Here is an 18,509-nt window from a genome sequence, read left to right on the forward strand (position 1 = left end):
TGCGTGAAGCTCTTGATCCTTGCGGATCAGGAGCTTTTCGATTCCAGAAGGTCGGCGAGCTTGGCCAGCGCGCTGGACAGCAGGCGGTGATCGCCCGATTCGGCCAGCACCCCCAGCAGCACCAGGGCGTCGTCGTTGAACAGGCCCAGGGCATCCATGGCGGCGGTGAAGCCGTCAGCGGCCAGGGCATCGGTGCCGGCGCGGAAGGCGCGGCGCCGGCCACCCTTGGACTCGTGTTCCAGCAACTCGGCAAGCGCTTCCTCGGCGGGGCGCTTGCGATGGATTTGGAAGGCCAGGGCGCGCAGCACGCGAACCTTGTCCTCATCGTCGATTGTGTCGTGGCGGGCCATGGCCCGCACCTTGGCCCGCTGCCGGGCCCGAGTCAATGTTCGCGGCGCCTCGACGCCCACATGCCGGTCATGCTAAACCGCCTGCCATGAACGATTCCAAGATCATCGACGCCCTGCTGCTGCCCTTCGAACGCGACCTGCTGCAGACCCCCGAGCGCGCCTTCCTGATGCGTGCCGAACCCCATGAGGCCCTGCGCGAGGACTGGCGATCCCGTCTGGTCTGCGAACAGGGCTTCAAGCCGGCCTATGACCGTCTGGTCCAGGCCGGGTTCGAGACCGTGCCCCGCCTGGACGGGCGCTTCGCCGCCGGTCTGGTGCTGCTGACCAAGCACAAGGCGGAGAACCGGGCCAATATGGCGCGGGCCTGGATCCTGCTGGAGCCAGGCGGCGTGCTGGTGTGCTGCGGCGCCAACGCCCTGGGAGCCGCCAGCCACGAGCGCGAGGCGGAGCGGGTGTTCGGTCTGGCCGGGTCGCTGTCCAAGCATCAGGCCCGTACCTTCTGGATAGTGCGCGGCACCGGTGCCGCCCCGGCCGAATGCGCCGAATGGCTGGCCGGGGCCGAACCCAGGCCGGTGGAAGGTTGCGGTCTGGTGGCGCGGGCGGGATGCTTCAGCAGCGATCACGTGGACAAGGGCTCGCGGCTGCTGATGGAGTGCCTGCCCGAGGGCGTGGCCGGGCGGGTCGCCGACCTGGGGGCGGGGTGGGGGTATCTCTCCGCCGAAATTCTGCGGCGCTTTCCGGCGGTGACGGGCATCGACCTCTACGAGGCCGAAGCCCTGGCCCTGGAGGACGCGCGGAGCAATCTGGGCGACGATGGCCGGGCCGCCTTCCACTGGCTGGACGTGGGGGCCGGATTGCCCAAGGTGGAGCCGCAGAAGTTCGAGCCCTACGACTGGATCGTCAGCAATCCGCCCTTTCACGAGGGGCGCAAGGCCGATCCCGCCATCGGCCAGGGCTTCATCACCGCCGCCTGGAAGGCCATCCGGCGGCGCGGCAAGTTCGTGCTGGTCGCCAACCGCAGCCTGCCCTACGAGGCCGAACTGCGCCGCCGCTTCCGCGAGGTGACCCTGCTGCGCGAGGCCGAGGGTTTCAAGGTCTATCTGGCCAGCAATCGCCATGACAAATAATGATGAGTATCGACAAGCCGCGGGCTTCTGGCGCCTGAGGGGCATACACCAATGAGACTGATCCGCCTCATCGCCAATCTGGGCTACGGCAGCCAACGGGACGTCAAGGCCATGCTCAAGGCCGGGCGCGTCACCCTGGCCGACGGCACCGTGCTGGAGGACGGCGCCAAGGCGGCGCACGAGGATATCCGGGTGGATGGCGAGCCCCTGGACCCTCCGGCCGGGCTGGTGCTGATGCTCAACAAGCCCGAGGATTACACCTGTTCCACCTCGGACCCCGGGCGGATCGTCTATGAACTGCTGCCCGAGCGCTTCATGCACCGCAACCCCATCGTGGCGCCGGTGGGGCGCCTGGACCGCGACAGTTCCGGCCTGCTGCTGCTGACCGATGACGGGCCGCTGGCTCACCGCATCACGTCGCCCAAGCACCACGTGCCCAAGACCTACGACGTCAGGCTGGCCCGGACGCTGAGCGGGGAAGAGGGGGCGGTCTTCGCCTCGGGCACCTTGATGCTGCGTTCGGAGAACACCCCGCTGGCCCCGGCCCAGCTGGTGGTGACCGGCCCCGACACGGCGCGCATCACCATCACCGAGGGCCGCTACCATCAGGTCAAGCGCATGTTCGCGGCGGTGGGCAATCACGTGGAACATCTGCACCGTGCCGCCATCGGCGGCCTGTCCCTGGGCGACCTGCCCCAAGGGCAATGGCGGCCGCTTACGCAGGACGAGATCGCCCAGGTGCTTGGGTCGTAAGGCTGTCCTTGATCAGGCCGAAAAAGATGCGGGGCTCGTCCGCGCCCTCGTAGCGCCAGCCCAGATGCAGATCGCAGGCGCGGCAGGCGCTTAGGCGCCAGAGATAGCCCCGGAACCAGGTGAACTGGCCGCTGGCGGCGCCCAGCGCGATGGCGCCGGGGGCCTCCTTGAAGCATTGCACGCGGAAAACCATGCCGGCCGGGTTGAAGAAGACGTGTTCGAACCCGCCGTTCATGGACATTTCCCAGCGCCCCTTGGTCACCGGGGCCCCACAGCGGACACAGAAGTACTCGATGTCATGGTCCCATGACATGGTTTCCATCTGGCCCGCCGGGGCGTCACGGGGCATCCGGGATATCTCCCAATCACGGGCTCCCAATCAGGGGCTCCCAATCAGGGGCTCAGCGTGGCTCCCAGCATGCGTTCGCTCTTGTGGACCACATGGGCACCCTTGCCGACGATCAGCGGGTCGGGGATGTGGACCAGTCCCTCGTCCTTGCCGGGATAATCCAGCGAGTTGAGGAAGTGGAGCATGCAGTTGAGGCGGGCGCGCTTCTTGTCGTCCGACTTGACGATGGTCCACGGCGCATCGGCGGTGTCGGTATAGAAGAACATCGCCTCCTTGGCGTCGGTATAATCGGCCCACTTGCCGAGCGACGCCTTGTCGATGGGGGACAGCTTCCACTGCTTCAGCGGATCGCGCTCCCGCGACTTGAAGCGCCGCAGTTGCTCATCCTGGGTCACCGAGAACCAGTATTTGTAGAGCTTGATCCCAGAGCGGACCAGCATGCGCTCCACCTCGGGGGTCTGGCGCATGAATTCCAGGTATTCGGCGGGGGAGCAAAAGCCCATCACCCGCTCGACACCGGCCCGGTTGTACCAGGAGCGGTCGAAGAAGACCATTTCGCCGGAGGTGGGCAGGTGCTGGACGTAACGCTGGAAGAACCACTGGCCCCGTTCCATCTCGCTGGGCTTTTCCAGGGCGACGACCCGCGCGGCCCGGGGGTTGAGATGCTCCATGAAGCGCTTGATGGTGCCACCCTTGCCGGCGGCGTCGCGGCCCTCGAACAGCAGAACGAATTTCTGGCCGGTGTCGCGGGCCCACAATTGGACCTTGAGGAGCTCGGCCTGCAGGGCCGCCTTCTTGGTCTCGTACTCGGCGCGGCCCATGTGGCTCTTGTAGGGATACTCGCCGGTCTCGAAGGCGTGGCGGACCGCTTCGGGGTCGTGGCGCATTTCCGCCAGTTCGTGGCGGGCCTGACCGGCGGGAGTAAGCGGCTTGGGCGCGGGCGGAGCCTTTTTCCGGCTGGGCCGGGCCGGCGGCGGGGCGGGCTCGGCCGCCGGCGCCAAAATCTCGATGGTTTCGGTTTTGATATTGTTCCCGTCGTCGGCCATGTCCGCTCCCTCTGACTTCAGCTCATCCCCGGAAATCCTAAGCGCTTTATGGTTGTCATGTCCATGCCGCCACTCGGGACATGGTCACTCGCCAAAAGACAGGGGCCGGGAAGGAGCCGTCAAGGGGGCCGGTCATGGCCGACGCGGGTGGATTTCCTTAGTCGGTGCGCTGAATCAGGTGGAAGCCGAACGGCGTCTCGACCACACCGCTGACCTCGCCCGACTTGAGCGCGAAGGCCGCCACCTCGAATTCCGGCACCATGGCGCCCATGGGGAACTCGCCCAGATCGCCGCCGTCCTCGCCCGACGGACAGTCGGAGTACTGGCGGGCCATCTGGCCGAAATCGGCACCCTGATTGATCTCTTCCTTGATGTTGTTGATCTCGGCCAGGGCCTCGTCCTTGGAACGGGTGGCCTGGGAGCGCATGGAGCCCTTGTACATCAGGAGGATGTGAGAGGCGCGGACAGTGGAAGACATGAAACTCTCCAAAAAAGGTGAATGCTGAATATAGGCTTAGCGGCGCGGCTTCGCCAGTTCATGGATCAGGATGGCGGCGGTGGCGGCCACGTTGAGGGATTGGACGCGGCCCGAGCCGGGCAGGGTGACGATGTCGTCGCAGGCGGCCAGGGTGGCGGGGGGCAGGCCGTCCTCCTCGTTGCCGAGGATCAGGGCCACCGGCTTGCCGGGACGGTTCAGCACCTCGGCCAGCGGTTTGCCCGAGCCGAGCGCGGTGCCGACGACACGGTGGGAATCCCTCAGCCGTTTGAGAGCCGCAACGAATTTCTGGGCGCGGATGACCTCGACCCATTCCAGGCCGCCCTCGGAAACGCGCAACGCCGCCTCGGACGGACCGGCCTGCCCCGGATGATCGGAGAGCAGCAGGCGCTCCAGGCCGAAGAAGGCCATGGTCCGGGCGATGGCGCCCAGATTGTGGGGATTGCCCACGCCGTCCAGCACCAGCAGCGGCTTGCCCTCCTTGGCCCACAGATGGGCCTCGGCCGGGTCGAAGATGCGGATGGGCTTGGGCCGGGTCACCGCCAGGATACCGCCGTGGAGCGGCGAGCCGAGAATCTTGGTCAGCTCCTCGGTGGGCGCCATGCGGTAGGGCTTGTGGGCCGCCGCCATGACCTTGCACATCTCGTTGGCCGCGTCCTTCATGCGCTCGTCGTAGAACAGCCGCTCGATACGGGCCGGATCGTGGGCGAACAGCGCCTTGACCGCCGGCAGACCCGCCACCTTGTCGCTGTCGGGACGGATCGGCGTGGTATCGGGGCGTCTCGGCGGCTGCTTCTTGTGTGGAAACGGCGCTCGTGCCATTGCTGGGCCTTTCGGGCAAAGGTGGAATGCGTGTTGTGACTCGGCTGATCGTCTTCAACAAGCCCTATGACGTGCTGACCCAGTTCACCGACCGCGAAGGCGGGCGGGCGACGCTCAAGGATTTCATCGACGTTCCGGGGGTATACGCCGCCGGACGGCTGGACCGCGACTCGGAAGGGCTGCTGGTCCTGACCGATTCCGGCCCGCTGGCGGCCCGCATCAGCGATCCGAAGCACAAGCTGGCCAAGACCTACTGGGCCCAGGTGGAGGGTATTCCCGCCGAGGACGATCTGGAGAAGCTGCGGCGCGGCGTGGTGCTGAACGACGGCCCGACCCTGCCGGCCGGAGCGCGGGCCATGGCCGAGCCCGAGAACCTGTGGCCGCGTGATCCGCCCATCCGCTATCGCGCCGCCATTCCCACCTCATGGATCGAACTGACGCTGAAGGAAGGCCGCAACCGCCAGGTCCGCCGCATGACCGCCGCCATCGGCTTTCCCACCCTCCGCCTCATCCGCTGGGCGGTAGGAGAGTGGAGTCTGCAAGGCCTGGCGCCGGGGGAGTGGCGCGAGGTCAGCCCACCTCCGCCAGCACGGCGCCCAGGCATCCCACGGCCTCATCCAAAAGCTCGCGGCTGATCACCAGGGGGGGCGCGAAGCGGATGGTGTTGCGGTGGGTGTCCTTGGTGAGGATGCCCTTGGCCGCCAGCCGGTCGCAGATGTCGCGGGCCTGGACGCGGTCCGGGTCGAACTCGATACCGATGAACAGGCCGCGGCCCCGGATATCCTTGATCAACGGGCTTTCCAGCGTCCGCAGGCGGCCCATCAGCCAATCGCCCAGTTGGGCGGCGCGCTCGATCAGCCCCTCGTCCAGCAGGACCTGCAGGGCCTCGTAGCCTACCGCCGCCGCCAGCGGATTGCCGCCGAAGGTGGAACCGTGGTCGCCGGGCCGGAAGACATCCATCATCTCGGCCTTGCCCAGCAGCAGCGAGACCGGCAGCATGCCGCCGCCCAGCGCCTTGCCCAGGGTCACGGCATCGGGCTTGACCCCTTCGTGCTCGCAGGCCAACAGGCGGCCGGTCCGGCCCAACCCGGTCTGGATCTCGTCGGCGATCAGCAGCACCCGGCGGCGGTCGCACAGCTCGCGGCAACGGGCCAGATAGCCGGGAGGCGGCACGATGATCCCGCCTTCGCCCTGGATGGGCTCCACCAGGAAGGCGGCGGTGTCGCGGGTGATGGTGCGCTCCAGGGCTTCCGCATCGCCGAACGGCACCAGATCGAAGCCGCCGGGGAAGGGGCCGAAGGCGTCGCGGTACTGCTCCACCGTGGACATGCCGACAATGGCGATGGTGCGGCCGTGGAAATTGCCCTTGGCCGCGATGATGCGGGCTTGGCCGGCCGGGACGCCCTTGACCGTGTAGGCCCATTTGCGCGCCGCCTTGAGCGCCGTCTCCACCGCCTCGGCCCCGGTGTTCATGGGCAGGGCCCGGTCCATGCCGGTGAGAGTGCAGGCCAGTTCGGCGAAGCGGCCCAGCGGCGCCGTATGGAAGGCCCGCGAGATCACCGCCAGCTTGCCGGCCTGCTCGGTCAGCGCCCTGACCATGCGGGGATGGCAATGGCCGTGGCTGACGGCGGAATAGGCTCCCATCATGTCGATGTAGCGCCGGCCCACCTCGTCCCAGACCAGGGCGCCTTCGCCCCTGACCAGCACCACCGGCAGCGGGTGGTAGTTGTGGGCGCACCATGTGTCCTCGAGGTCGATGGTGGCGGTCATGGCGGTTCTCCCGGTTGTACCGCCGCCCGCATGATGGTTTCCACCAGGGCGGCGGTCTTGCCCGCCACGTCGTGCGGCGGGCTGTATTCGGCGATTTCCAGGGCAAGGCAGAGGGGCGAGGCCAGCAGTGGCCGCAAGCTCTCCAGCAACTCGGCGGCGCGGATGCCGCCCGGCACCGGCGAGCCCACCGCCGGCGCGTCCTCGGGGTCGATGGCGTCGAGATCAAGCGTGATGCCGAAGGCTCCGACCGGCAGGGGTATCAGGGCGGCCAGACCGCGCGCGGCGATCTCTTCCATGTGGATGACGCGCAGGCCAGACCGGCGGGTGAAGGAATCCTCCTCCGGCTCGAAGCTGCGCACTCCGACCAGGGTGACCCGCTCAGGCCTGAGCGGCGGGGCGGGGCAGGCCACCCCGGCCAGTTGGGGATGGCAGCGCCCCAGGAGGCAGGCCAGCGGCATGCCGTGCAGCGCCCCCGACGGGCTGGTGGACGGATCGTGGCAATCCATGTGGGCGTCGATCCACAGCAGGTCGAACAGGCCCGGCGGCGCCAGGGCGCGGCGCAGGCCGCTCCAGGTGCCCATGGCGATGGAATGGTCACCGCCGATGACGATGGGAAAGCGGCCTGCGGCTTTCACGCTGGCCACCGCCCCGGCCAGGGCATCGCAGGCCTGGGCCACCGCCAAGGCGGGCGAGGCGAGGGAGACGGTCACCGGCACGTCGTGCCAGACCAGCGAGGGCGTGTGGGCGGCCAGCCGCCCGAACACGCCGGATTCCTTGAGAATTCTCGGCCCCTCGGCGCATCCCGGATCGCGGGCGCCTTGTCCAACTCCGACGGCGATGATCGCGCAATGACGATCCATGACGCCCTCCTGGGCCTGTCCCTTAATCATGTGAGGGTGCGGGAGGGGCTTGGGAAGGGCTGCCTTGAAAATGCCCAGATTGCGACCCGTTTGCCGCCACGATTGGGGGCCATTGTCCTTTCTCGAAGGCAGTTGGCCTCCATCTCAAGGACGGACCCCATCATGAAGAGCACCAAGCAGACCACCGAGACCCAGACCGCTCCCGCCCAGAAGACGGTGGTCAAGGTGGAGGATGCCGAGGCCCTGCGGCGCCGGCGGGCTCAGATCGCCGCGTATATTTAGGAAAGAGTGGCCGGAGGACCGGTCGCCTCGAAGGACACGGCCCAATCCGTGACCAGGGGCGACCCGGATACCGGCATGAAACCGGCGTAAGACACCGCTTCGGCCGCAGGAGCCGCCGGAGCGGCGCCGGCAATTCCGGCAACGCCCAGGTCGGGCGCATCGGACATGGCCTTCACGGTATCGGGCGAAACCGGAACGGCGGCGGAGGTCTTGGCCGCGGCCGCAGGCTCCCAGCTGATCTCGACGCGCCGGGCGCCCTGATCCTTGTGCCCCTTCTTGCCGCCCTTGACGATCCCCTGACCCACCACCTCGATCCTGGCGGCAACGCCCAGCTTGCGCAGCTGGTCGGCGACCGCCTGAGCCCGCTTCTCGGACAGGACCTTGTTGTAGGCCGCCTTGCCCGAGGCATCGGTGAAGCCCTGGATGCGGATCACGCCGGGCTCGGAAGCCTTGAGGACAGGAGCCAGCCCCCACAGCACCTGCATGGTCGAGCCGGTGACGTCGGCCTTGCCATGATCGAAGTGAACGACCACGGGCTGGGGCGGAACCGCCACCTCCTCGACCACCACCGGAGCGGCGGCGGGCGGCGGAGCGACGACGACGGGAGCGGGAGGCGCGGACGATGCCATGGGTTCGGGCGCGGCACAGGCCGACACCGCCGCAAGGGCGGACAGCACGGTGATGACGCGGAGAAACCTCATGGCACGACGACTCTTCTTGCGATCCAGGCGATCAATGTCGCAAGAAAAGAATCGGCTGTCCAGGGATTTTGAAGTAAAGCGCCTGATCGACTCCAGTCCAGAATTCATTGCATCAGTGAACTGAATCGAAAAACCGGGATTTTTCTTAAAGTAACGTCTTTACGACGCAGGATTCAGAAGGGGCGGAAAATCCGCCCCCGCCAATGGGTTACGATACCTTTCTCGATTTTCGCCCCAGAATGGGGGCAAGGTAGCGACCGGTGTAACTTGTCCCACAGGCCGCCACGTCTTCGGGAGTCCCCGCCGCCACGATGCGACCTCCACCGTCACCGCCCTCGGGTCCCAGATCGACGATCCAGTCGGCGGTCTTGATGACTTCCAGATTGTGTTCGATGACCAGCACGGTATTGCCGGCATCCACCAGGGCCTGAATCACTTCCAGAAGCTTGCGCACGTCCTCGAAATGCAGGCCGGTGGTGGGCTCGTCGAGAATGTAGAGGGTGCGGCCGGTGGAGCGCTTGGACAGTTCCTTGGCCAGCTTGACCCGCTGGGCCTCGCCGCCCGACAAGGTGGTGGCCTGCTGGCCGAGGTGGATGTAGTCGAGGCCCACCCGCTGCAGGGTGACCATCTTGTCACGGATGGAGGGAACCGCCTTGAAGAAGTCGGCGGCCTCCTCGACGGTCATGTCGAGAACGTCGGCTATGCTCTTGCCACGGAAGGAAATTTCCAGGGTTTCGCGGTTGTAGCGCTTGCCCTTGCAGACGTCGCACTGCACATAGACGTCGGGCAGGAAGTGCATCTCGATCTTGATGACACCGTCGCCCTGGCAGGCCTCGCAGCGGCCGCCCTTGACGTTGAACGAGAAGCGGCCGGGCTTGTAGCCGCGCACCTTGGACTCGGGCAGTTCGGTGAACCAGTCGCGGATGGGCGAGAAGGCGCCGGTATAGGTGGCCGGATTGGAACGCGGCGTGCGGCCGATGGGGCTCTGGTCGATGTCGATGATCTTGTCCAGATGCTCGATACCGTCGATGCGTTCATAGGGCGAGGGCTGCTCGCGCGCGCCCATCAGGCGCCGCGCCAGGGCCTTGTACAGGGTCTCGATCACCAGGGTGGACTTGCCGCCGCCCGACACGCCGGTGATGCAGGTCAGGGTGCCCAGCGGGATGTGGACGTCCACATCCTTGAGATTGTTGCCGCGCGCGCCGATCAGCGACAGGCGCTTGCCGTTGCCGGGACGGCGGATGGCGGGCAGGGGAATATGGTCCCGGCCGGTGAGATAGCGCCCGGTCATGCTCTTGGGATCGGCCATCACCTGCTCCGGCGTGCCTTCCGACACCACCTGACCGCCGTGGATACCGGCGCCCGGCCCCATGTCGACCAGGTAATCGGCGGCGCGGATAGCATCCTCGTCATGCTCGACGACGATCACCGTGTTGCCGATATCGCGCAGGCGCTTCAGCGTCGCCAGCAGGCGGTCGTTGTCGCGCTGGTGCAGGCCGATGGACGGCTCGTCCAGCACATAGAGCACGCCGGTCAGCCCCGAGCCGATCTGACTCGCCAGACGGATACGCTGGCTTTCGCCGCCCGACAGCGAGCCGGAGCCGCGCCCCAGCGTCAGGTATTCCAGCCCCACATCCACCAGGAAGCCCAGGCGGTCGTTGATCTCGCGCAGGATGCGCCTTGCGATCTCCTGATCCTTGGGCCGCAGGTGGTTGTGCAGGTCGGCGAACCAGTCCCGCGCCGTCATGATGGAGAACTCGGTGGAGTCCGAGATGTGCAGGCCACGGATCTTGACCGCCAGCGCCTCGGGCTTGAGCCGCGCCCCGCCACAGGATTCGCAGGGTTGGGTGCCCTGGAAGCGCGACAGCTCTTCCCGCACATAGGACGAATCCGTCTCGCGGTAGCGGCGCGCCATGTTGGGGATAACGCCCTCGAACGACTTCTCGGTGTGATAGCCCCGGAAGCCGTCCTCGTAAGCGATGCGGATTTCCTCGGAGCCCGAGCCGTGCAGGATCACCTCGCGGACCCTCTCCGGCAGCTTTGCCCACGGGGTCTCCAGGCTGAAGCGGTAATGCTCGGCCAGCCCCTGCAGGGTCTGGACGTAGTATTGCGAGGTGGAGCCCGCCCAAGGCGCGAGGGCGCCCTCGCGCAGCGAGAGCTGAGGATTGGGAATGACCAGTTCGGGGTCGAAATAAAGCTTCACCCCCAAGCCGTCGCAGGCCGGGCAGGCGCCGAACGGGTTGTTGAAGGAGAACAGGCGCGGCTCGATCTCCTCGATGGTGAAGCCCGATACCGGACAGGCGAACTTGGCGGAAAACACCGTGCGCTCGCCGGTTTCGGCGTTCTCGGCGATGGCAAGGCCATCGGCCAGGGACAGCGCCGTCTCGATGGAATCGGCCAGCCGGTTGCCAAGGCCCGGCTTCACCACCAGACGGTCGACCACCACCTCGATGTCGTGCTTCTTCTTCTTGTCCAGGGTGGGGACTTCGTCGATCTCGTAGAGGGTGCCATCCACCTTGACGCGCTGAAAGCCCTTCTTCTGGAGGTCCAGCAGGTCCTTGCGGTACTCGCCCTTGCGGCCGCGCACGAAGGGAGCCAGCAGGTAAAGGCGGGTCCCCTCGGCCATGGACTCGACGCGATCGACCATCTGGCTGACCGTCTGGCTTTCGATGGGCAGGCCGGTGGCGGGCGAATGGGGCACGCCGACCCGCGCCCACAGCAGACGCATGTAGTCGTAGATCTCGGTGACGGTGCCCACCGTCGAGCGCGGGTTCTTGGACGTGGTCTTCTGCTCGATGGAGATGGCCGGGCTCAGGCCCTCGATGCTCTCCACGTCGGGCTTTTGCATCAGCTCCAGGAATTGCCGGGCATAGGCCGAGAGCGATTCCACATAGCGGCGCTGTCCCTCGGCGTAGATGGTGTCGAAGGCCAGCGACGATTTGCCCGAGCCCGACAGGCCGGTGATCACCACCAGCTTGTCGCGGGGCAGGTCGACGTCGATGTTCTTCAGGTTATGCTCGCGGGCGCCACGCACCCGGATGAAGCCGCTCATATCTGGGCAATCCACTTCCACCGAAACAGGGCGGGGATGTTAGAGAGATTCGGGCGGCGGATAAAGGGCTTGCCCGGCATGGCTGGCATGGGTATGGTCCGCCCCGTCATTGGGGAGTAGCCGCCTTCGACTATCAGAAGGGGGCGCGTCAACAGACTTGGGCCTTTTGGCCCATGGCGCGTCCGGCCCGCGAGGCTTGGCGAGACCTTTGGCTTCGGAATCCTGATCACCCAGGGATTGGGCGGGACTCCGGGCCATCGGTCGTGCATCGCCCAATCCCCCATTCGGTGCTTCATGGACTCCCTGCTCGTATCCCTCGCCGTGGTCACGGCCGCCGAGATCGGCGACAAGACCCAGCTTCTCGCCCTTTTGCTGGCCGCCAAGTTCAGGAAGCCCATGGCCGTGGTCGCCGGCATCCTGGTAGCGACTTTGGCCAATCACGGTCTGGCGGCGTGGCTGGGCGTCGAGGTGGCCCGCTGGATCGGCCCCGAAACGATGCGCTGGATCGTTGGGCTTTCCTTTATCGCCATGGCCGCCTGGACCCTGGTTCCCGACAAGATGGACGAGAACGATCAGCCGAAAATGTGGGAGAAGGCCGGCCCCTTCGTCGCCACCGCCGTCTCGTTCTTCCTGGTGGAAATCGGCGACAAGACGCAAATCGCCACCATCGCCCTGGGTGCGCGCTTCGGCGACCTGCTGTTCGTCACCATGGGCACCACCATGGGCATGCTGATCGCCGACGTGCCCGCCGTATTCGTGGGCAACGCCATGGCCGAGAAGCTGCCGCTCAAGCTGGTGCGCATGGTCGCCGCCGCCTTGTTCGCCATCCTGGGCGTGCTGGCGCTGACCGATGTGGGCAAGACGGTGATGGGGTAGGGATTTTCATGCGGAAACAATAATTTGAACCACGAAGGCGCGAAGGCACGAAGGAAAGGTGAAGGATATCTTCTTCGTGTTCCTTCGTGCCTCTGCGCCTTCGTGGTTCATCCAGACCGCAACGTCCGCACCGCCGCGTCCCGCTCGAACAGGTAGAGCAGGACGCGGAGCGCCTCGCCTCTGGGGGATGACAGTTCGGGGTCGCGCTCCAGGATCAGGCGGGCGTCGTCGCGGGCGGCGGCCAGCAATTCCCCATGGATGGCGAGATCGGCGAGGCGGAATTCCGGCAGGCCGCTCTGGCGGGTGCCCAGCATCTCGCCGCCGCCCCGCAGGCGCAGGTCTTCCTCGGCGATACGGAAACCGTCCTCGGTGGCACGCATGATTTCCAGCCGCGCCTTGGCGATCTCGCCCAGCGGATGGCCGTAGAGCAGGAAACAGCGGGATTCCAGGGTGCCGCGTCCCACCCGGCCGCGCAACTGGTGCAACTGGGCAAGACCGAAACGCTCGGCATGCTCGATCACCATGATGTTGGCCTCGGGCACGTCGACGCCCACCTCGATCACCGTGGTGGCGACCAGGATGTCCAGTTGGCCGGCGGCGAACTCGGCCATCACCTTGTCCTTGGCGGCGCCCTTCATGCGGCCGTGCACCAGCCCGACCCTTTCGCCGAACACCTGGGAGAGGTGGCGGTGACGCTCCTCGGCGGCGGCAAGGTCCGAGGTTTCCGATTCCTCGACCAGCGGGCAGACCCAATAGGCCCGCGCCCCGCCGGCGATGGCCCGGCCGATTCCGGCCACCATCTCTTCCATGCGGGCCAGGGGCACCACGCGGGTGTCGATGGGCTTCCTGCCCGGCGGCTTCTCGTCCAGGCGCGACGCGTCCATGTCGCCATAGGCGGTGAGCAGCAGGGTGCGCGGGATGGGGGTGGCGGTCATCACCAGCATATCCACCGCGAGGCCCTTGGCCGCCAGTTCCAGGCGCTGATGCACGCCGAAGCGGTGCTGCTCGTCGATCACCGCCAGGGCCAGATCCTTGAAGGCCACGTCCTCCTGGAACAGCGCATGGGTCCCCAGCAGGATATGGATCTCGCCCGAGGCCAGCCCGGCCAGCACCGCGTCCCGCGCCTTTCCCTTGTCGCGTCCGGTCAGCAGGGCAACCCTGAGACCGGCCGCCTCGGCCAGCGGCGCGATGCCGGCGTAATGCTGGCGGGCGAGAATCTCGGTGGGCGCCATCATGGCGGCCTGACAGCCGGCCTCGACGGCGGTCAGCATGGCGAGCAGCGCCACCACCGTCTTGCCGCTGCCCACGTCGCCCTGCAGCAGGCGGAGCATGCGCATGGGCTGGGCCATGTCGGCGTCGATCTCGGCGAGCGAGCGGCTCTGCGCCCCGGTCAGGGTGTAGGGCAGGGCGGCCGTCACCTTGGCCCTGAGCGAACCGTCACCGACCAGGGCCCGGCCCTTGAGCCTCCTCATCTGGGCGCGAACCATGGCAAGGGCCAACTGATTGGCCAGCAATTCGTCGAAGGCGAGGCGGCGGCGAGACGCGGTGTCGCCGGTGGCGGCGTGCTCGTCGGCGGGGTGGTGGACGGCCGTCAGGGCTTCGTGCCAGGTGGGCCAGCCCTGGCGGGCCAGCCACGCCGCATCCTGCCATTCCGGCAGTTCCGGGGCCTTGGCCACGGCGGCGGCCACGGTCTTGGCCACCGCCCGGCCGGTCAGACCGGCGGTCAGGCCGTAGATAGGCTCGACGGCCATCACCTCGGCGATCTGGTCCAGCGGCACCATATGGTCGGGATGGCTGATCTGGATCTCGTTGTTGAAATGCTCGACCACGCCGCTGACCACGCGGATTTCACCCTCGGGCAACTGCTTCCTGAGCCAGTCCTCGCGCCCGTGGAAGAACACCAGATGCAAAAAGCCGGTCTCGTCGGCCATGCGCACCCGGTAGGGGCGTTTCGGCGACGAGGAGGGGAAATGGGCGTCGACCCGGAGCGTCAGGGTGGCCACCTTGCCGTGGGGTGCCTCGGCGATCTTGGGGGCGAAGCGGCGGTCGATCACCCCGGTGGGCAGGTGCCACAGCATATCCAGCACCTTTTCCCCCACCAGTCGCTGGTAGAGCGGCGCGAGGCGCGGACCGATGCCGGGCAGGCTGGTCACCGGGACGAACAGAGGAAACAGAACCTGGGGGCGCATGGCGGGCTGACATTCGGACGACGAGGGGCTATATCCTAGTCGGCTCCGAAACCGACGCAATGCCGGATGCAATGGATCAAGATCGACTGAAGCGCCTGATGTTCCGTGCCCACCACATGGGCTCCAACGAGAACGATATCCTGTTCGGCGGTTTCGCCGCCAAGTATCTGGAAACACTGACCTCCCAGCAGGCCGAGCGTTTCGAATCGCTGATCGCCGAGAACGATTCCGACCTGTTCAACTGGGTGACCGGCAAGGCGGACATCCCGGCCGAACTCGACCACGACGTCATGGCCATGCTCAAGAAATTCGTTCAGAGCGAAGCCGCACCGATTTGAAAAACCTGGATAATCTTATCGCCGAGCCTGGGCGTCGCAAGGTCGCCGGTGCGCCGGAAGGGCGCGACGCCCTGCTGCTGGCCGAGTTGGCGGCCGGTGCCGGTGCGGCGGGTGGCATCCTGCACGTGGCCCGCGACGAGGGCCGCATGGCCCGCATGGCCGAGGCGCTGGCCTTCTTCGCCCCCGAGCTCCACGTACTGGAATTCCCCGGTTGGGATTGCGTGCCCTATGACCGCGTCTCGCCCCATGTGGACATGGTGGCGCGGCGTATCGATACGCTGGCCCGGCTGGCCGATGGGGTGAAGGGCGCCTTCGTGGTGTTGACCACCGTGCCCGCCTTGGCGCAAAGGGTGCCGCCGCGCGAGGCGCTGGCTTCGGCGACGCTGGACGCCCGCAAGGGCTCGGCGCTCTCCATGGACAGGCTGATCGGCTTTTTGTCCAAGAACGGCTACGTGCGCGCCGATACGGTGATGGAGCCGGGTGAATACGCGGTCAGGGGCGGCATCGTCGATCTGTTCCCGCCGGGCTCGGCCGAGCCGCTGCGCCTCGACTTCTTCGGCGACGAGATCGACAGCGTGCGCTCCTTCGATCCCATGAGCCAGCGCACCACCGGAACCGTGGCGGGCTTCGTCTGCCGCCCGGTCAGCGAGGTCGGGCTGGACGAGGCCTCCATCGCCCGCTTCCGCGCCGCCTACCGCGAGATGTTCGGGGTGGTGCAGGGGCCTGACCCGCTGTACGAGGCCATTTCCGAGGGCATCAAGTTCAACGGCATGGAGCACTGGCTGCCGCTGTTCCACGACGGCCTCGACACGCTGTTCGCCTATGTGCCCGAGGCCGCGGTGGTGCTCGACCACCAGTCGGACGAGGCGTTGAGCGCCCGCCATGCCCTGGTACTGGAATATTTCGACGCCCGCGCCGGTCTGGCCGGGTCCGGCCTGACCGAATCCGGCATGGTCTACCACCCCATTCCGCCCGAGCGGCTCTATCTCGAGCGCCAGGAATGGGACCGGCTGCTGGGCATGCGTCCGGTGCTGCACCTGTCGCCCTTCGATCCGGCCGAGGACGGTTCGCTGGATGCCGGCGGGCGCCTGGGGCGCGATTTCGCCGATATGCGGGCCCGTCCCGGAATCAACGTCTATGACTGCGTACGCGAGCATGCGGAGGAACAGGCCAAGGCTGGACGCCGCATGGTGATCGCCGCCTGGACGCAAGGGTCGCGCGACCGCCTGGCCGGAGTTCTCAAGGACCACGGCATCAAGGGCATCGAGACGGTGGAGGGCTGGGGCGACGTCCAGGCCCTGGATAAGGGGCGGGTGGCGGTCGCCGTTCTCGGCCTCGACCACGGCTTCACCACGCCCAAGCTGGCCGTGGTTACCGAGCAGGACATTCTGGGCGACCGGCTGGCGCGGCCGGCCCGCAAGAAGAAGAAGGGCGCCCAGTTCATCGCCGAGGCCTCGGCCCTGGCCGAAGGCGACCTGGTGGTGCATGTCGAGCACGGCATCGGCCGCTATGACGGGCTGGTCGCCCTGGAAGTGTCGGGGGCGCCCCACGATTGCCTGCGGGTGATCTATGACGGCGGCGACAAGCTGTTCGTGCCGGTGGAGAACATCGATGTGCTCACCCGCTTCGGCTCGGAGCAGGCGGGCGTGTCGCTCGACAAGCTGGGCGGCACGGCGTGGCAGGCCCGCAAGGCCAAGCTGAAGAAGCGTATCAGGGACATCGCCGACCAGTTGATCGGTATCGCCGCCCAGCGCAAGATGCGCCAGGGCGAGGCGCTGGTGCCGGCGGAAGGCCTCTACGACGAGTTCTGCGCCCGCTTCCCCTTCGCCGAGACCGACGACCAGCTTCGGGCCATCGAGGATTCCATCGCCGATCTGGCCTCGGGCAAGCCCATGGACCGCCTGATCTGCGGCGATGTCGGTTTCGGCAAGACCGAGGTCGCCATGCGCGTCGCCTTCGTGGCGGCCCTCCAGGGGCTTCAGGTCGCCGTGGTGGTGCCGACCACGCTGCTGGCCCGCCAGCATTACCGCACCTTCAAGGAACGCTTCGCCGGCCTGCCGGTGCGGGTGGAGCAGCTTTCGCGCCTCGTCACCGCCAAGCATGCCTCCGAGGTCAAGGCCGGGGTGGCCGACGGCTCGGTCGACATCGTGGTCGGCACCCACGCGCTGCTGGCCAAGGGCATTTCCTTCAAGCGCCTGGGCCTGCTGATCATCGACGAGGAGCAGCATTTCGGCGTCGCCCACAAGGAACGCCTGAAGCAACTGAAATCCGACGTCCATGTGCTGACGCTGACCGCCACGCCCATTCCCCGCACCCTGCAGATGGCGCTGTCGGGCGTGAAGGAGATGAGCGTCATCGCCACGCCGCCGGTGGACCGTCTGGCGGTGCGTACCTTCGTGCTGCCCTACGACCCGGTGGTGCTGCGCGAATCCATCCTGCGCGAGCGCTACCGGGGCGGACAGGTGTTCTATGTCTGCCCGCGCCTCGCCGATATCGACCGGGTGGCCGAGCGCCTCGCCAAGCTGGTGCCCGAGGTCAAGACCGCCGTGGCCCATGGCCGCCTTGCCCCCGCCGACCTGGAAGAGGTGATGGTGGCGTTCGGCGACAAGCAGTACGACGTGCTGCTGTCCACCAACATCATCGAATCCGGCATCGACATGCCGTCGGTCAACACCCTGATCATCCACCGCGCCGACATGTTCGGCCTGGGCCAGCTCTATCAACTGCGCGGCCGGGTGGGGCGAAGCAAGACGCGCGGCTACGCCTATTTCACGCTGCCCAACGACAAGGTGCTGTCCAAGGCGGCGGAAAAGCGGCTGCAGGTGATGCAGGCGCTCGATACCCTGGGCGCCGGCTTCCAACTGGCCAGCCATGACCTGGACATTCGCGGCGCCGGCAATCTGCTGGGCGAGGAGCAGTCGGGCCACATCCGCGAGGTGGGCATCGAACTCTATCAGCAGCTTCTGGAGGAGGCGGTGGCCGCCGCCAAGGGCGGGCAGGGGGGCGAGGCCGCCGAGGAATGGTCGCCGCAGATCGCCGTCGGCACGCCGGTGCTGATCCCCGAGACCTATGTGGCCGATCTGTCGGTGCGCCTGTCGCTGTATCGCCGCATCGGCGGACTAGCCGATCAGGCGGAGATCGAGGCCCTGGCCGCCGAGTTGATCGACCGCTTCGGCAAGCTGCCGCCCGAGGTGGAGAACCTGCTGGAAGTGGTCGCCATCAAGGCCCTGTGCAAGCTGGCCGGTATCGACAAGGTGGATTCGGGGCCCAAGGGCGCCGTGGTCTCCCTGCGCGGCAACGTCTTCGCCAATCCCGGCGCCCTGGTGCAGTTCATCGCGCGGTCGGCCGGTTCGTGCAAGATCCGACCCGATCACAAGATCGTCTTCCTGCGCGCCTGGGAGGACCCGAAACAACGCATAACCGGATTGCGCAACGTTATCGGTAAATTGGCGGAATTGGCTTCCGCCTGAAAATGGAGTATAGGCGAATCCCGCCTTT

Annotated in this window: 16 protein-coding genes and 1 riboswitch; of the genes, 6 read left to right on the plus strand and 10 right to left on the minus strand. The window is 67.0% G+C overall.

Annotation, left to right across the window (positions count from 1 at the left end; translation table 11 throughout):
- Positions 1-26: 26 nt before the first annotated feature.
- Positions 27-386 carry a hypothetical protein gene (locus tag CP958_RS14920; RefSeq protein ID WP_242442911.1) on the minus strand — a complete coding sequence of 120 codons (360 nt, stop codon included), beginning with the start codon at positions 384-386 and terminating at the stop codon, positions 27-29.
- A gap of 50 nt (positions 387-436) precedes the next feature.
- On the opposite strand from CP958_RS14920, the gene CP958_RS14925 reads away from it, so the two are divergent.
- Positions 437-1,477, plus strand: coding sequence for a methyltransferase (locus CP958_RS14925; RefSeq protein WP_242442912.1), 1,041 nt, complete (start codon positions 437-439; stop codon positions 1,475-1,477).
- A 51-nt stretch (positions 1,478-1,528) separates the two neighbouring features.
- Complete coding sequence (locus CP958_RS14930; RefSeq protein WP_096702828.1) at positions 1,529-2,230, plus strand: pseudouridine synthase; 702 nt, start codon at positions 1,529-1,531, stop codon at positions 2,228-2,230.
- On the opposite strand, the gene CP958_RS14935 is transcribed toward CP958_RS14930, so the two are convergent.
- The 4 genes from CP958_RS14935 to CP958_RS14950 form a co-directional block, all read right to left on the minus strand.
- Positions 2,193-2,579 carry a cereblon family protein gene (locus CP958_RS14935; protein WP_096702830.1) on the minus strand — a complete coding sequence of 129 codons (387 nt, stop codon included), beginning with the start codon at positions 2,577-2,579 and terminating at the stop codon, positions 2,193-2,195. The two genes, CP958_RS14930 and CP958_RS14935, sit on opposite strands and share 38 nt — an antisense overlap.
- Positions 2,580-2,623: 44 nt before the next feature.
- Positions 2,624-3,625 (minus strand): polyphosphate kinase 2, encoded by a 1,002-nt coding sequence (gene ppk2, locus CP958_RS14940; protein WP_096702832.1) that lies wholly within the window; start codon positions 3,623-3,625, stop codon positions 2,624-2,626.
- 157 nt (positions 3,626-3,782) lie between these two features.
- On the minus strand, positions 3,783-4,103 hold the full coding sequence (locus CP958_RS14945; protein WP_096702834.1) for a peptidylprolyl isomerase: 321 nt from the start codon (positions 4,101-4,103) through the stop codon (positions 3,783-3,785).
- 36 nt (positions 4,104-4,139) lie between these two features.
- Positions 4,140-4,943 (minus strand): RNA methyltransferase, encoded by an 804-nt coding sequence (locus tag CP958_RS14950; RefSeq protein WP_096702837.1) that lies wholly within the window; start codon positions 4,941-4,943, stop codon positions 4,140-4,142.
- Positions 4,944-4,978: 35 nt separating this feature from the next.
- Here CP958_RS14950 and CP958_RS14955 point away from each other — a divergent pair, with 35 nt between their 5' ends.
- The gene (locus tag CP958_RS14955; RefSeq protein ID WP_096703081.1) at positions 4,979-5,578 is read left to right on the plus strand and encodes an rRNA large subunit pseudouridine synthase E; all 600 of its coding nucleotides are present in this window, start codon (positions 4,979-4,981) and stop codon (positions 5,576-5,578) included.
- Here CP958_RS14955 and rocD read toward each other — a convergent pair.
- The 4 genes from rocD to uvrA all read right to left on the minus strand — a co-directional run bounded on the left by rocD (position 5,514) and on the right by uvrA (position 11,608).
- The gene (gene rocD, locus CP958_RS14960; protein ID WP_096702840.1) at positions 5,514-6,713 is read right to left on the minus strand and encodes an ornithine--oxo-acid transaminase; all 1,200 of its coding nucleotides are present in this window, start codon (positions 6,711-6,713) and stop codon (positions 5,514-5,516) included. The genes CP958_RS14955 and rocD overlap by 65 nt on opposite strands.
- On the minus strand, positions 6,710-7,573 hold the full coding sequence (locus tag CP958_RS14965) for an arginase (RefSeq protein WP_170958983.1): 864 nt from the start codon (positions 7,571-7,573) through the stop codon (positions 6,710-6,712). The genes rocD and CP958_RS14965 overlap by 4 nt, the downstream gene beginning before the upstream one ends.
- Positions 7,574-7,851: 278 nt before the next feature.
- Positions 7,852-8,556 (minus strand): OmpA family protein, encoded by a 705-nt coding sequence (locus tag CP958_RS14970; RefSeq protein WP_096702844.1) that lies wholly within the window; start codon positions 8,554-8,556, stop codon positions 7,852-7,854.
- Positions 8,557-8,764: 208 nt separating this feature from the next.
- On the minus strand, positions 8,765-11,608 hold the full coding sequence (gene uvrA / locus CP958_RS14975; RefSeq protein WP_096702846.1) for an excinuclease ABC subunit UvrA: 2,844 nt from the start codon (positions 11,606-11,608) through the stop codon (positions 8,765-8,767).
- A gap of 99 nt (positions 11,609-11,707) precedes the next feature.
- Positions 11,708-11,879: riboswitch (yybP-ykoY riboswitch) on the plus strand.
- Positions 11,880-11,902: 23 nt separating this feature from the next.
- Here uvrA and CP958_RS14980 point away from each other — a divergent pair.
- Positions 11,903-12,484: a TMEM165/GDT1 family protein gene (locus CP958_RS14980; protein WP_096702848.1), complete on the plus strand. Its 582-nt coding sequence runs from the start codon at positions 11,903-11,905 to the stop codon at positions 12,482-12,484.
- A gap of 107 nt (positions 12,485-12,591) precedes the next feature.
- Here CP958_RS14980 and recG read toward each other — a convergent pair whose 3' ends face one another.
- On the minus strand, positions 12,592-14,673 hold the full coding sequence (gene recG, locus CP958_RS14985; protein WP_096702850.1) for an ATP-dependent DNA helicase RecG: 2,082 nt from the start codon (positions 14,671-14,673) through the stop codon (positions 12,592-12,594).
- A 71-nt stretch (positions 14,674-14,744) separates the two neighbouring features.
- Here recG and CP958_RS14990 point away from each other — a divergent pair, with 71 nt between their 5' ends.
- Positions 14,745-15,011, plus strand: a complete 267-nt coding sequence (locus CP958_RS14990; RefSeq protein WP_242442913.1) for a succinate dehydrogenase assembly factor 2 — start codon at positions 14,745-14,747, stop codon at positions 15,009-15,011.
- Positions 15,008-18,481, plus strand: coding sequence for a transcription-repair coupling factor (mfd, locus tag CP958_RS14995; RefSeq protein ID WP_170958984.1), 3,474 nt, complete (start codon positions 15,008-15,010; stop codon positions 18,479-18,481). Before CP958_RS14990 ends, mfd begins: the two co-directional genes overlap by 4 nt.
- The last annotated feature ends 28 nt before the right edge of the window (positions 18,482-18,509 follow it).

The organism is Magnetospirillum sp. 15-1, assembly GCF_900184795.1.
Lineage (GTDB): Bacteria > Pseudomonadota > Alphaproteobacteria > Rhodospirillales > Magnetospirillaceae > Phaeospirillum.

Excerpts from the sequence above, each read along its gene's own strand:
- CP958_RS14990 (WP_242442913.1), top strand. The coding sequence starts at position 14,745 with ATGGATCAAGATCGACTGAAGCGCCTGATGTTCCGTGCCCACCACATG.
- rocD (WP_096702840.1), bottom strand. The coding sequence starts at position 6,713 with ATGACCGCCACCATCGACCTCGAGGACACATGGTGCGCCCACAACTAC.
- CP958_RS14970 (WP_096702844.1), bottom strand. The coding sequence starts at position 8,556 with ATGAGGTTTCTCCGCGTCATCACCGTGCTGTCCGCCCTTGCGGCGGTG.
- uvrA (WP_096702846.1), bottom strand. The coding sequence starts at position 11,608 with ATGAGCGGCTTCATCCGGGTGCGTGGCGCCCGCGAGCATAACCTGAAG.
- CP958_RS14935 (WP_096702830.1), bottom strand. The coding sequence starts at position 2,579 with ATGCCCCGTGACGCCCCGGCGGGCCAGATGGAAACCATGTCATGGGAC.
- CP958_RS14965 (WP_170958983.1), bottom strand. The coding sequence starts at position 7,573 with ATGGATCGTCATTGCGCGATCATCGCCGTCGGAGTTGGACAAGGCGCC.
- CP958_RS14925 (WP_242442912.1), top strand. The coding sequence starts at position 437 with ATGAACGATTCCAAGATCATCGACGCCCTGCTGCTGCCCTTCGAACGC.
- ppk2 (WP_096702832.1), bottom strand. The coding sequence starts at position 3,625 with ATGGCCGACGACGGGAACAATATCAAAACCGAAACCATCGAGATTTTG.
- CP958_RS14945 (WP_096702834.1), bottom strand. The coding sequence starts at position 4,103 with ATGTCTTCCACTGTCCGCGCCTCTCACATCCTCCTGATGTACAAGGGC.
- CP958_RS14930 (WP_096702828.1), top strand. The coding sequence starts at position 1,529 with ATGAGACTGATCCGCCTCATCGCCAATCTGGGCTACGGCAGCCAACGG.
- CP958_RS14950 (WP_096702837.1), bottom strand. The coding sequence starts at position 4,943 with ATGGCACGAGCGCCGTTTCCACACAAGAAGCAGCCGCCGAGACGCCCC.
- CP958_RS14980 (WP_096702848.1), top strand. The coding sequence starts at position 11,903 with ATGGACTCCCTGCTCGTATCCCTCGCCGTGGTCACGGCCGCCGAGATC.
- recG (WP_096702850.1), bottom strand. The coding sequence starts at position 14,673 with ATGCGCCCCCAGGTTCTGTTTCCTCTGTTCGTCCCGGTGACCAGCCTG.